The sequence below is a fragment of the Ferrovibrio terrae genome (genome assembly GCF_943372915.1).
GTDB lineage: Bacteria > Pseudomonadota > Alphaproteobacteria > Ferrovibrionales > Ferrovibrionaceae > Ferrovibrio > Ferrovibrio terrae_A.
Genome location: NZ_CALSAN010000009.1, coordinates 40,726 through 52,651, shown reverse-complemented (window position 1 = coordinate 52,651; position 11,926 = coordinate 40,726). Strand labels below are relative to the sequence as shown.

Below are 11,926 nucleotides of genomic sequence, written 5' to 3'. Positions count from 1 at the left end.
CGGGCCGTAATCTGCCAGGAATGGAGAATGCCACTTCCGCCCGCGACCTGCGCATCGCGCAGATCCTGCTGTTCATCACACCCGCCATGTTCACCACCAATATGGTGATGGCGCGTGCCACCGCCGGCCTGATCCCGCCCGTCGCGCTGGCCGAACTGCGCTGGCTCGGCGTGGTGCTGGTGCTGCTGCCCTTCTGCGGCCGCGAACTGTGGCGCGCGCGGGCCGCTATCCTGCGCGAATGGAAAGAGTTCGCCGTGCTGGGCTTTCTCGGCATGGGCATCTGCGGCGGCGGCGTCTATTACGGCGCCGCCACCACCACCGCCACCAATATCGGCCTGATCTACGCCACCTCGCCGGTGATGATCATCCTGCTCAGCCGCATGCTGTTCGCCGAACGCTTCTCCCTGCGCCAGGGTCTGGGCACCGCGCTGGCGCTGACCGGCGTGCTGGCGATCATCCTGCGCGGCGACCCCGCCACCATCCTGCACCTGACCTTTACGCCCGGCGACCTGATCATCCTGGTCGCCGCCGCCTCCTGGGCGCTCTACAGCGTGCTGCTGAAGCACTGGCCGAGCCGCCTCAGCGTCTCCGCCCGGCTGGCCACCATCGCCTTTGCCGGCGTGCTGGTGGTGCTGCCGGTCCAGGCCCTGGAACTGGCCGTCGTCGGTCCGCCCAGCTTCGACCTGCGCACCATTGCCGCTGTGGTCACCCTGATCCTGGTGCCCGGCGTCGGCGCCTATGCCACCTTTGGCTACATGACCAAGCATCTGGGTCCCAACCGCACCGGCCTGATGCTGTATCTCTCGCCGGTTTATACCGCCATCATGGCCTGGCTGCTTCTCGGCGAGGTGTTTGCATTCTACCATTGGCTCGGCACGGCGCTGGTTCTGCCGGGCCTTTATTTCGCCACGCATAAACCGGACAAGCCCTGATGCCCTACGCCTCGCTGCGCGATTTCATGACCCAGCTGGAGCAGCGCGGCCGGCTGGTGCGCGTGACCGAGCCGGTCTCCACCGTTCTCGAAATGACCGAGATCCAGACCCGCCTGCTGGCCGAGGGCGGGCCGGCGGTGCTGTTCGAAAAGCCGGTGCGCGCCGATGGCTCGCCCAGCGACATTCCCGTGCTGGTCAACCTGTTCGGCACGGTGGAGCGCGTCGCCTGGGGCATGGACCGCGAACCGGCCGGCCTGCGCGAGGTCGGCGAGACGCTGGCCTTCCTGCGCCAGCCCGAGCCGCCCGGCGGCTTCCGCGAGGCGCTCAGCCTGCTGCCGCTGGTGAAAACCGTGATGGCGATGCAGCCGAAAACGGTGAGCAGCGCGCCGGTGCATGAGGTGGTGCTGCAGGGCGACGATATCGACCTGAGCAAACTGCCGATCCAGACCTGCTGGCCCGGCGAGCCGGCGCCCCTGATCACCTGGCCGCTGGTGGTCACCCAGGGCCCGAGCAAGACCGACAAGACCGACCGCTTCAATCTCGGCATCTACCGCATGCAGGTGCTGAACAAGACGCAGACGCTGATGCGCTGGCTAAAGCATCGCGGCGGCGCCCAGCAGCACCAGCGCTGGAAGCAGGCCGGCAAGCGCGAACCGTTTCCCGCGGCCGTGGTGATCGGCGCCGATCCGGGCACCATTCTCGCCGCCGTGACGCCGGTGCCCGATACGCTGTCGGAATACCAGTTCGCCGGACTCCTGCGTGGCAAGAAGGTCGAGCTGGTGGATTGCAAGACCATCCCGCTGAAGGTGCCGGCCGAGGCTGAGATCGTGCTGGAAGGCCATGTGTCGCTGGAGGATTACCGCGACGAAGGCCCCTATGGCGACCATACCGGCTATTACAATTCCATCGAGCAGTTCCCGGTCTTCACGCTGAGCGCCATCACCATGCGCAAGGCGCCGATCTACCTGAGCACCTTCACCGGCCGGCCGCCGGACGAACCCAGCGTGCTGGGCGAGGCACTGAACGACGTGTTCGTGCCGCTGATCCGCCAGCAGTTCCCCGAGATCGTCGATTTCTGGCTGCCGCCCGAGGGCTGTTCCTATCGCGTCGCCGTGGTCAGCATGAAGAAGGCCTATCCCGGCCATGCCAAGCGCGTGATGATGGGCGTGTGGTCCTACCTGCGCCAGTTCATGTACACCAAGTGGATCATCGTGGTGGACGACGACATCAACGCACGCGACTGGAAGGATGTGGTCTGGGCGATGTCGACCCGCATGGACCCGGCCCGCGACATCACCTTCGTCGAACACACTCCCATCGACTATCTCGACTTCGCCTCGCCTGAGTCAGGCCTGGGCAGCAAGATCGGCCTCGATGCCACCAACAAATGGCCGCCCGAAACCAAACGCGAGTGGGGCGAGAAAATCCGCATGGATGACGATGTGATCCGCACCGTCACCGAAAAATGGCCCAGGCTCGGCCTGCCCGGATCGGGCAAACCGATCTGGAAATAACAGCTCCCCAACGAAAGAGGTCTCCCATGCGTATCACACGTCGATATCTGACCGGAGGCCTCGCCGCCGCCGCGCTGCTGCTCGCCCTGCCCGCCGGGAATCACGCCTGGGCGCAGACCATCGCCTGGACGATGGCGACCGAATATCCCGCCACCTCGATGCCGGGCGAAGGCCTGCGCAGCTTCGCGGCGAACCTGGCAAAAGAAAGCGGTGGCCGCGTCACCGTGACACCCAGTTTTGACGCCAGCGCCGGGGTGAAATCGGCCGACATGGTGGCCGCCGTGCGCGACGGCAAGGTCACGGCGGGCGATGCCTTCGCCGGTGCCATGGGCAAGGTCGATCCGCTGTTCCTGCTCTCCTCGCTGCCGTTCCTCGCCGCCACCAATGAAGATGCCCGCAAGCTCTATGACCGCGCCCGGCCCGCCTATGTGGCGCGCCTGAATGCCGAGAAGCAGCGCCTGCTCTACGCCACGCCCTGGCCGCCGAGCGGCATCTGGGCCAAGGCGCCGATCACCACGCCAGCCAGCCTGAAAGGCCTTGCCATCCGCACCTACGACGCCACCAGCACGAAAGTGCTGGGCGATGCCGGCGCGGCGGCGGTCAACCTGTCCTTTGCCGATACGATGCCGAAACTCACCGATGGCTCGGTGGTCGGCGTGCTGTCATCGGGCGATGGCGGCGCCGGCCGCAAGCTGTGGGACTTCCTGCCGCATTTCACCGAGATCAACTATGCCGTGCCGCTCAGCCTCTCATCCGTGAACGAGGCCGCCTACCAGGCCTTGCCACCCGACCTGCGCGCGGCGGTCGATCGCGCCGCCGCCGCCACCGAGGTGAGCCAGTGGCGCCTGCTGGAAAGCCGGCTGGCCGAGAATTATGCCCGCATGAAGGCCAATGGCGTCACCATCACCGGCAACAGCCAGCTGTCGGCCGATCTGCGCGCCCTGCTGGCGAAGAGCGCCGGCTCCGCCATCGCGGCCTGGAAAACCGAGGCCGGCGCCGCGGCTGCCGCCCTGCTGCCCTGACAGAAAACCGCCGTTCCCTGCCACGGCGCCTGTGACCTAAGTCACAGGGCCGTGGATTGACGGCCCCCGGCTTCCCCACGACAATCAGCCGAACAAGGACAGGACGAGGCACTCGGAACCATGCGGCTATGGCAAGGCCTGCGTGAACAGATTTGCGGCGGGGACGCAAAACCCGCCGCGGAAAACGAACGCCTGTCACTGGCTTTCCGTCATGAGGAATACGAGGCGCTGCGGCTGACCATCGGCCTGCGCTACGCCGTCTGCATCATTGTCGCCACCATCATCAGCATCGAGATGGGCTGGCCGCTGGCGCTGAACTACTACGGCTATCTCGGCGCCTTCGCCTTCTCGGCCTATCTGCAGGTGCTGCTGCGCAAGCCGGAACTCGACCGGCCATGGATGCACTGGCTGTTCCCCTTCATCGACATGGCGCTGCTCACGGCCGCCATCGTGCTGCCCAACCCGTTCGATCCCAATCCCCTGCCGGCACCGATGCGGCTCGGCTTCGACACGATTCTCTATGTCGCGCTGTTCGTCGTACTGTCGGCACTGGGCCAGTCGGCACGCACTGTGCTGCTCACCACGCTGGCCGCGATCATCTGCTGGAGCGTCGGCACGATATATATCGCCATGCAACCCGATGTCACTTTCGGCAGCCGCTTTGACAACCTGCTGCTTGTGCCGATGCAGGAGCGCATCGACTATATCCTCAACCCCTGGAATGTGCGGCTCGGCGAATTCCTGCCGCGCGTCATCCTGATCGGCATGATCGGGCTGCTGCTCGCCGTATCCGTGATGCGCGCGCGCACCCTGCTGGCGCGACAGGTCGAAACCGAACGCGCCCGCCGCAACCTGTCGCGGCATTTCTCGCCGCATATCGCCGAGGAACTCTCGCGCATGGACGATGCGCTCGGCCAGGTGAAGCAGCTGGATGCCGCCGTGCTGTTCGCCGATCTGGTCGGCTTCACCCAACTCGCCGACGACCATACGCCGGAACAGACCATCGGCATCCTGCGCGAGGTGCATCAGCGCCTGTCGCGCGCCGTGGCCGACAATGCCGGCACACTGGATAAATATCTCGGCGACGGCATCATGGCCTCGTTCGGCACGCCGAAACCCGGCCCGCGCGATGCCTCTGCCGCCCTGCTGGCCGCGCGCGCCATGCTGCGCGAGATGGATTTGCTGAACCGCCAGCGCAAGCTGCTGCGCCAGGTGCCGCTGCAGCTGGCGGTCGGCATTCATTACGGCCCGCTCACCCTGGGCAATATCGGCGATGAAACCCGCGTCGAATATGCCCTGATCGGCGAGACGGTGAACGTGGCGCACCGGCTGGAGCAGATGACCCGCACGCTGAATGCCCAGCTCTGCCTGAGTCAGGCTTTTGTCGACAAGCTGGTGGAGGAAACCCGCGGCGATGTCGGCGCCCTGCGCGACATGGTGGCGCTGAAGCCGCAGCCGATCCGCGGCCTGCGCGACCGCATGGTGCTGTGGATTCTGGCCCGCCCGGCGATCACCGCCGAAGCCGACGCACCCGAGCCGACGCCGACCATTCACTGACCGGATCGATGCGCTTCCGCCAGCCCCTGTCCCTGTTCCGCAAAGCCCGACCGGCCCAACGCGACCTGCTGCCCTGGTGGCATCCGGCCAGCCTGCTGCGCGGCGCCTGGAACCTGGCCTTTTCGGCGGCCCTGGGCGTCGGCATCGGGGCCATCGCCCTCGACCTCGCCGCCCAGATTGCGGCCAAGATCACCGGCAGCGACTGGAAGGAGTGGCATGACCCGCTCAGCCCGCTTGCCTGGGGCATCGGCGCGGTCGTCGCCTTCGTCACCTTCATGTCCTATCGGATGGACGCGAATAGCCGCGATTAGACGGCGACCTTGCCACCTGCATTGCTGGCAGTCGCGTTTAAAATCGGCGGATGGGTGACGATCGCTTTCAGCGCCGGCGTCGCCTGGGCCAAGCGCCGTGGATCCGGGCGCGGCCGGCGGGTCTCGGGCGTCTGCGCAAATGCCGCCTCCATCGCCCGGGCAATGCCGAGCAATGCGGCATCGCCGCGGAACCGCCCGGTCAGTTGCAGGCCGAATGGCATACCGACGCCGTCGACGCCGCAAGGCAGGGCCAGCGCCGGGTTGGTTGCCAGCGTCACCACATAGGTCAGCGCCAGCCAGCGGTAATAGTTTTCCAGCTGCACCCCATTGATGCTGTCGAGATATGGCAGGTTCCAGGGGAAGGGCGAAACCGGCGTGACCGGCGACAGGATGACATCGACCTCTTGAAAGACTTGCTGGAAACGGCGGAAAATCCGCGTCTGCTCCATATGCGCCCAGGTGGCATCGTCCAGCGTCATCGCCTGCGCCATTGCTACATTGGCGCGCACATTGGGCCCGAGCGTGTCCGGCGCCCGTTCATAGACCTCGCGGAAACCGGCTACGAAGGCCCCGGCACGCAGGATATCGAAACAACGGTCGGCCTCGCCCATGTCGAGTGCGATTTCGCTGCAACTGCGGAACAGTGGCCGGATCGTCGCCATGCGCTGCAGGAACAGGGCACGGATACCGCTATCCACCGGGCAGAAGCCGAAATCGATGGTCCAGCCGACCCGCAGGCTGCCGAGATCGACCGGTGGCGGGTTGAGGAAATCGCTGCCACCGACCGGATAGGACAATGGATCGCTGTCATGCCCGGTCGCCGTCGCTGCCAATTGCAGGCAGGCCTCCTCCACCGTGCGCCCCATCGGACCGATCACCGAGATCGGCGACCAGCCGAGAGCGCGACGCGACACTGGCACCAGGCCGGGCGACGGGCGGAACCCGACCACGCCGCACAGCGCCGCCGGAATGCGCAGCGAGCCACCGGTATCGGAACCGGTGCAGACCGGCAGCATGTCGCAGGCCAACGCCGCCGCCGCACCGCCTGACGACCCGCCGGCATTCTTCATCGGATCGAAAGGGTTGCCCGTGGCACCCCAGACGCCGTTGCGCGTATTCGCCCCGGCGCCCATCTCGGGCACATTGGTCTTGGCCACCACGATGGCACCGGCCTGGCGCAGCAGGTGGACGACAGCGCCGTCCTGGGCCGGTACATGGCCGCGGAAATTCGGCGAACCGTAGGTGGTCAGCAGCCCGGCAGTATCTTCCAGATCCTTGATGCCAGCGGGCAGGCCGTGCAGCAGGCCCAGCGCATCGCCGCGCAGCACCGCCGCCTCGGCCGCCCTGGCCTCCTGCCGCGCCCGTTCGTAACAGGTCGCCGTCACCGCGTTGACAGCAGGATTGATCGCAGCGATGCGATCAATGCAGGCCTCCAGCAATTCGACCGGCGAAATCTCTTTCGTGGCGATATGACGGCGCAATTCAACGGCGGATAAGTCCACCAACCCTTCAGGTTCAGTCATGCGGCAGGCTACTCAATCCGGCTTGATATTGGCGCTGACGGCAATCGCCTTCATCTTGGCGATATCGGCGTTGACCATGTTGGCCCAATCGGTCACCCGACTATAAGCGGGCTCGAAGCCAAGACCGATCAGCCGCTCGCGCACATCCGGTGTCTGCATGATTGCGCTCAGCTCCTTGTCCAGTCGCGATTTCACCTCGGCCGGCAATCCGGCCGGGCCGACCAGGGTGGTCAGCGAGGCGATCTCAAAACCGGGATAGCCACTCTCGGCAATGGTTGGCACGTCAGGGAGCTGTGCCGAGCGGGTTGCGGTGGTGACAGCCAGAACCTTGACCCTGCCCGATTTAAGCTGTGGCAGCGCCGCCACTACGGTATCGAACAGCAGCGGCACCTGGCCGCCCACCAGATCGGTCATCGCCGGCCCGCTGCCCTTGTAGGGCACGTGCTCAAGCTTGACACCCGCGGCAGCCTTGAACATCTCGGCGGCAAAATGCGACACCGTGGCATTGCCAAAGGACGCATAGAAATACTTGTCCGGCGCCGCCTTGGCAGCGCTCACCAGTTGGCCGACATTGGAAAATGGCAGACTAGGATGCGCCACGATGGCCAACGCGCTGCGGGTCAGCATGGCGATGGGGTCGAAACTGGTCGCTGAATTATATGGCAGGTTTGGCAGCACCGCGGGATTGATGCTGAAGGTGGTGTTCGAACTGATAAACAGCGTGTAGCCATCCGGCGCAGAGCTGGCAACGGCCTGGGCCGCGATCACCGTGCCGCCACCAGCCTTGTTAATGACCACCACCGGCTGGCCCAGACGGGGCTCCAGTTCCTTGGCCAGCACGCGCCCCAGAACATCGGCGGAGCCACCGGCCGGAAACGGCAGTATCAGCTGGATTGGCCGTTCGGGATATGCCGCCGACGCATCCCCGATGGCGGCACCGCCAAGAATCAGCGCCGTGATGGCCAGCAGGCCCAGTCCTGCATTCGCACGAAACATCACACATCCCCCTGCTCGCGTTGCATGTCACGGGCACGGCGCTCGTTCGCGCGGGGCGAATCCAGCTTTCCTGTACTCCGTACAGGAGAACTAATGTACACCGTACAATTCCGCGTGCAACAGAATTGATCCGGTTATAAAATAGGCAACAACCTTACAAAACCGGCACATCATAGTGCCGTGGTACACACAACAGGAGGGCGCGCTTGGCCGGCAGAAGTCTATCCGCGAATACGCGTCGCCCGAAGGCCGCGGGAAATCTTAGCAAACCAGCAATTGTCGCCGCGGCACTCGATCTCATTGACCGCGATGGACTGGAAGCTTTCAGCATGCGCGGCCTTGCCCAGGCGCTCGGTGTTTACCCTACAGCACTCTACTGGTATGTGCCGAACCGCAACGCGCTGTTGGCCGAAATGGTGACTGTCGCCATGCAGGATGTGCTGCCATCGCCCCGGAAAAGACCGTGGCAAGCTTGGTTAAAGGAATTATTCCGCCGCTATCGCCGGGCCGTCAGCCGCCATCCGCACCTGGCCGCCCTGATGGGCGCGCAGATGGTGTCGAATGCCGGCGTCGACCCTGTCCTACCCGAACAGATCCTGGGCGTTCTCAGCCGTGCCGGCTTCAGCGACCGCCAGATGGTGCATGCCTTCAACACGGTCATCGCCACCATGGCCGGTTTCGTTACACTCGAATTCGGCCCGGCGCCTGCCGATGACGACGGCAGTTGGGCAAAGACATTCCAGCATAGCCTGCGCACGGTCGATGCTGCCCGCTTCCCCCTGCTGGCGCGCAATATGCCCCGGCTCGAAAACCGTGCCTTCATCACCCGCTGGCAGAACGGCGTCGAGGCCCCACTCGACGACAGTTTCGAGCTGTTTATCGAAGCGGCGATCCACGGCCTGGAACTGCAGCGCGTGCGAAAACGCCGCACGCCGCCCCGGGGATGAGATAACCCTGGAACCTGCGGGATTTCCGACACCTCTGCGCCCCGAAACCGGAGCCGGCTACTTGTCGGTTCGTGGTTTTAGTCCTATGTCCTATAGACGTAGAGACAGGCCTGTCCCAGCCGCGCATTCCCGCCACGATGCGCATCCGATTTGAGAGTGCAATGTCCGATACTGCAAAGCGCGCAGCCGATGCGCAGTCCCTGGTTGCCGACCTGATCGCCGCCGCCCGCAAGGCCGGCGCTGAAAATGCCGATGCGCTGTATCATGAATCGCGCTCGCTCAGCGCCGGCGTGCGTCTGGGCGAGCCCGAGGATGTCGAAAGCTCGGAAAGCCGCGAGCTGGGCCTGCGCGTACTGCTGGGCCAGCGCCAGGCCTGCGTTTCCACCACCGACTTTGCCAAGAGCACCCTGGACGAACTGGTCAGCCGCGCCATCAGCATGGCGAAAGTGGCGCCCGAGGATAAATTCTGCGGCCTGCCCGATCCATCCCAGCTGGCAAAGCAGCCGCAGGATTTCGACCTCTTCGATGGCGTGGAACTGGAAATGCCGCAGCTGCTGGAGCGCGCCAAGGCCGCCGAGGCCGCCGCCATGGCCGTGCCGGGCGTCACCAATTCCGAGGGCGGCAGCACCGGCCGCGCCTTCAGCATGTCGGCCTATGCCAACACCGTCGGCTTCAACGGTGCCGGCTGGATCGGCTGGCATACCGTGTCGGCCTCGGTGATCGCCGGCAAGGATACCGGCATGGAGCGCGACAGCGATTACGAAGCCCGCGCCTATCTCAGCGACCTGCCCTCGCCCGAAAGCGTTGGCAGGAAGGCCGGCGAGCGCGCAGTCAAGCGCCTCAATCCGCGCAAGCTGGACAGCGGCACCATGCCGATCCTGTTCGACCCGCGTGTGTCCTCGGGCCTGATCAGCCATTTCCTCGGCGCCATCAACGGCGCCGGCGTGGCGCGCGGTACCTCCTTCCTGAAGGACAAGCTGGGCGAGATGGTGTTCGCGACAGGCGTCAGCATCATCGACGATCCGCTGCGTCCGCGCGGTTTCCGCTCGCGCTGGTTCGACCTGGAAGGCGTCGCCGCGCCGCGCCGCGAACTGATCGAGGATGGGCGGCTCACCACCTGGCTGCTGGATTGCGCCACTGCGCGCCAGCTCGGCATGCAGAGTACCGGCCATGCTTCGCGCGGCACCTCCTCGCCGCCCTCGCCTGCCCCGACCAATGTTCATCTGCAGCCCGGCAAGCAGACGCCGGCCGAGCTGATGGCCGATATCAAGGAAGGGCTGTATGTCACCGAGCTGATCGGCATGGGCGTCAATGGCGTGACCGGCGATTACAGCCGTGGCGCCGCCGGTTTCCTGATCCGCGACGGCCAGATCGCCGAGCCGGTGTCGGAAATCACTATTGCCAGCAATCTGAAGCACATGTTCGCGCATCTGGCGCCGGCCAATGACCTCACCATCCGCTTCGGCTCTGATGCACCCACCGTGCGCATCGACGGCATGACCGTCGCCGGCCGCTGATCGCGAGTACCGCGCGATGGCCGTCTCGTTCAAACAGGATCATGAGCTTGCGCTGGCCGCAGCCCGCGAGGCCGGTGCGATTGCGCTCCGCTTTTTCCGCGGCGATGTGAAATCCTGGAACAAGAAGCCCAATGATCCGGTGTCGGAAGCCGATATCGCCGTCGATTCTCTGCTGAGCGAGCGCCTGTCGGGCGCGCGGCCCGATTACGGCTGGCTCAGCGAGGAAAGCGGCAGCCGGCCTGGCAAGACCACGACGCAATGGATCATTGATCCGATTGACGGCACCCGCGCCTTCATCGACCGCAAGCCGGAATTCACCATCTGCATTGCCCTGGTGCAGGATGGCCAGCCGATGCTGGCAGCAATCTACAATCCGGCCAGCGAGGAAATGTTTGATGCCACCGCCGGCGGCGGCGCCCGGCTGAATGGCAAACCGATCCAGGCGTCTGGCCATGCCAGCCTGATGGAAGCGCGCTTCCTGGCCTCCAAACGCACTTTCGAACGCCATGGCTGGCTCGCGCGCACCGCCAAGGCCGATTTCGCTTATCGCAACTCGATTGCCTATCGCATGGCGCTGGTGGCCGCCGGCAAATTCGATGCCGCCATCAGCCTGACCGAGAAAAGCGACTGGGATGTGGCCGCAGCCGACCTGCTGGTGCGCGAAGCCGGCGGCCGGGTCACCACCGCCGACGGCCTGCCGCTGGTTTATGGCAGCGCGAAATACCGCCACCCTTCGGTGATCGCCACCGGCGCCTATGTCTTCGATGACGTGGTCGACCTGCTGAAGACGCGCAAACCGTAAGCTCTCGCTTACGGCACGCCGTTGCGGCCATGGGCGCGATAGCCCGGCCGTTCATTCAGGCGGTCGTAGTAGGCGGCGACATGGCTGTAGCCGGGGCGATCCGCCATCGGCACCGCATACCAGCGATGCACCGCCAGGCCGATCGGAATATCGGCGAGCGTGAAGCTGTCGGCGGCGATATAGCCGCCCTGGCGCGCCAGCTGCGCATCGACGAGGCCGACAGCCGTATTGAACTGCTGCAACGAAGCGGCAATGGCCTCGGCGCTGAAGGCCGGGTTGCGGCGCACCAGCCCCATGAAACAGGCGCGCCAGCTGTTGTTGAAGTCCGAGGCCTGCCAGTCCATCCACTGCTCGATGCGCGCGCGTCCGGCCGGGTCGGCGGGCAGCAGGTCGGTGCGGCCGGCTTTTGCGGTCAGATAGCGCAGGATGGTATTCGACTCCCACACCAGGGTGCCGGCATCGTCGATCGCCGGGATCATGCCCACCGGATTGAGCGCGCGGAATTCCGGGGCATCGACCGAGCCGAACTGGCCATAGCCGCCCCAGTCGATCCGCTGATGCGCAAGATCCAGCTCGGCGCAGAGCCAGAGCACCTTGCGCACATTGATGGAATTGGGATGGCCGTAGAGTTTCAGCATGACGCCAGCCTGCCAGCGACCCGCATCGCGGCCAAGCGCGGCGGAGACATTATATTGTCCCGCTTGTCTCACTTGTGCCGATTGTCACCCTGCCCGCTTGAAGGATGGCGCGCTGGTGCTATCTCAGGACTGTCGCTGTTGGCGATCGTGAATCAGGCGCGCCCGCA

General features: G+C 65.3%; 11 protein-coding genes. 8 read left to right on the top strand and 3 right to left on the bottom strand.

Annotated features, from left to right (window positions below):
* The first annotated feature begins 20 nt into the window (after window positions 1-20).
* The 5 genes from AAG821_RS08375 to AAG821_RS08355 all read left to right on the top strand — a co-directional run bounded on the left by AAG821_RS08375 (window position 21) and on the right by AAG821_RS08355 (window position 5,336).
* Entirely contained in the window at window positions 21-932 is a 912-nt protein-coding gene (locus AAG821_RS08375; protein ID WP_341916243.1) for a DMT family transporter, read from the top strand.
* The gene (locus tag AAG821_RS08370) at window positions 932-2,446 is read left to right on the top strand and encodes a UbiD family decarboxylase (RefSeq protein ID WP_341914410.1); all 1,515 of its coding nucleotides are present in this window, start codon (window positions 932-934) and stop codon (window positions 2,444-2,446) included. Before AAG821_RS08375 ends, AAG821_RS08370 begins: the two co-directional genes overlap by 1 nt.
* A 26-nt stretch (window positions 2,447-2,472) precedes the next feature.
* Window positions 2,473-3,468 (top strand): TRAP transporter substrate-binding protein, encoded by a 996-nt coding sequence (locus tag AAG821_RS08365; RefSeq protein WP_341914412.1) that lies wholly within the window; start codon window positions 2,473-2,475, stop codon window positions 3,466-3,468.
* A gap of 120 nt (window positions 3,469-3,588) precedes the next feature.
* Entirely contained in the window at window positions 3,589-5,025 is a 1,437-nt protein-coding gene (locus tag AAG821_RS08360) for an adenylate/guanylate cyclase domain-containing protein (protein WP_341914414.1), read from the top strand.
* Between the two features lie 8 nt (window positions 5,026-5,033).
* Entirely contained in the window at window positions 5,034-5,336 is a 303-nt protein-coding gene (locus AAG821_RS08355) for a hypothetical protein (protein WP_341914416.1), read from the top strand.
* On the opposite strand, the gene AAG821_RS08350 is transcribed toward AAG821_RS08355, so the two are convergent.
* Both AAG821_RS08350 and AAG821_RS08345 read right to left on the bottom strand, forming a co-directional pair.
* Entirely contained in the window at window positions 5,333-6,859 is a 1,527-nt protein-coding gene (locus tag AAG821_RS08350; protein WP_341914418.1) for an amidase family protein, read from the bottom strand. The genes AAG821_RS08355 and AAG821_RS08350 overlap by 4 nt on opposite strands.
* A gap of 12 nt (window positions 6,860-6,871) precedes the next feature.
* Window positions 6,872-7,855, bottom strand: coding sequence for a tripartite tricarboxylate transporter substrate binding protein (locus AAG821_RS08345; RefSeq protein WP_341914420.1), 984 nt, complete (start codon window positions 7,853-7,855; stop codon window positions 6,872-6,874).
* Between the two features lie 206 nt (window positions 7,856-8,061).
* Between AAG821_RS08345 and AAG821_RS08340 the strand changes: the two genes are divergently transcribed.
* The 3 genes from AAG821_RS08340 to AAG821_RS08330 all read left to right on the top strand — a co-directional run bounded on the left by AAG821_RS08340 (window position 8,062) and on the right by AAG821_RS08330 (window position 11,121).
* Entirely contained in the window at window positions 8,062-8,802 is a 741-nt protein-coding gene (locus AAG821_RS08340; protein WP_341914422.1) for a TetR/AcrR family transcriptional regulator C-terminal domain-containing protein, read from the top strand.
* Between the two features lie 161 nt (window positions 8,803-8,963).
* Complete coding sequence (locus tag AAG821_RS08335; RefSeq protein WP_341914424.1) at window positions 8,964-10,319, top strand: TldD/PmbA family protein; 1,356 nt, start codon at window positions 8,964-8,966, stop codon at window positions 10,317-10,319.
* Window positions 10,320-10,335: 16 nt separating this feature from the next.
* On the top strand, window positions 10,336-11,121 hold the full coding sequence (locus AAG821_RS08330; RefSeq protein WP_341914426.1) for a 3'(2'),5'-bisphosphate nucleotidase CysQ: 786 nt from the start codon (window positions 10,336-10,338) through the stop codon (window positions 11,119-11,121).
* An 8-nt stretch (window positions 11,122-11,129) separates the two neighbouring features.
* Here AAG821_RS08330 and AAG821_RS08325 read toward each other — a convergent pair whose 3' ends face one another.
* Window positions 11,130-11,759 (bottom strand): glutathione S-transferase family protein, encoded by a 630-nt coding sequence (locus AAG821_RS08325; RefSeq protein WP_341914428.1) that lies wholly within the window; start codon window positions 11,757-11,759, stop codon window positions 11,130-11,132.
* Between the last annotated feature and the right edge of the window lie 167 nt (window positions 11,760-11,926).

Excerpts from the sequence above, each read along its gene's own strand:
- AAG821_RS08365 (WP_341914412.1), top strand. The coding sequence starts at position 2,473 with ATGCGTATCACACGTCGATATCTGACCGGAGGCCTCGCCGCCGCCGCG.
- AAG821_RS08345 (WP_341914420.1), bottom strand. The coding sequence starts at position 7,855 with ATGTTTCGTGCGAATGCAGGACTGGGCCTGCTGGCCATCACGGCGCTG.
- AAG821_RS08325 (WP_341914428.1), bottom strand. The coding sequence starts at position 11,759 with ATGCTGAAACTCTACGGCCATCCCAATTCCATCAATGTGCGCAAGGTG.
- AAG821_RS08335 (WP_341914424.1), top strand. The coding sequence starts at position 8,964 with ATGTCCGATACTGCAAAGCGCGCAGCCGATGCGCAGTCCCTGGTTGCC.
- AAG821_RS08330 (WP_341914426.1), top strand. The coding sequence starts at position 10,336 with ATGGCCGTCTCGTTCAAACAGGATCATGAGCTTGCGCTGGCCGCAGCC.
- AAG821_RS08360 (WP_341914414.1), top strand. The coding sequence starts at position 3,589 with ATGCGGCTATGGCAAGGCCTGCGTGAACAGATTTGCGGCGGGGACGCA.
- AAG821_RS08375 (WP_341916243.1), top strand. The coding sequence starts at position 21 with ATGGAGAATGCCACTTCCGCCCGCGACCTGCGCATCGCGCAGATCCTG.
- AAG821_RS08350 (WP_341914418.1), bottom strand. The coding sequence starts at position 6,859 with ATGACTGAACCTGAAGGGTTGGTGGACTTATCCGCCGTTGAATTGCGC.
- AAG821_RS08355 (WP_341914416.1), top strand. The coding sequence starts at position 5,034 with ATGCGCTTCCGCCAGCCCCTGTCCCTGTTCCGCAAAGCCCGACCGGCC.
- AAG821_RS08370 (WP_341914410.1), top strand. The coding sequence starts at position 932 with ATGCCCTACGCCTCGCTGCGCGATTTCATGACCCAGCTGGAGCAGCGC.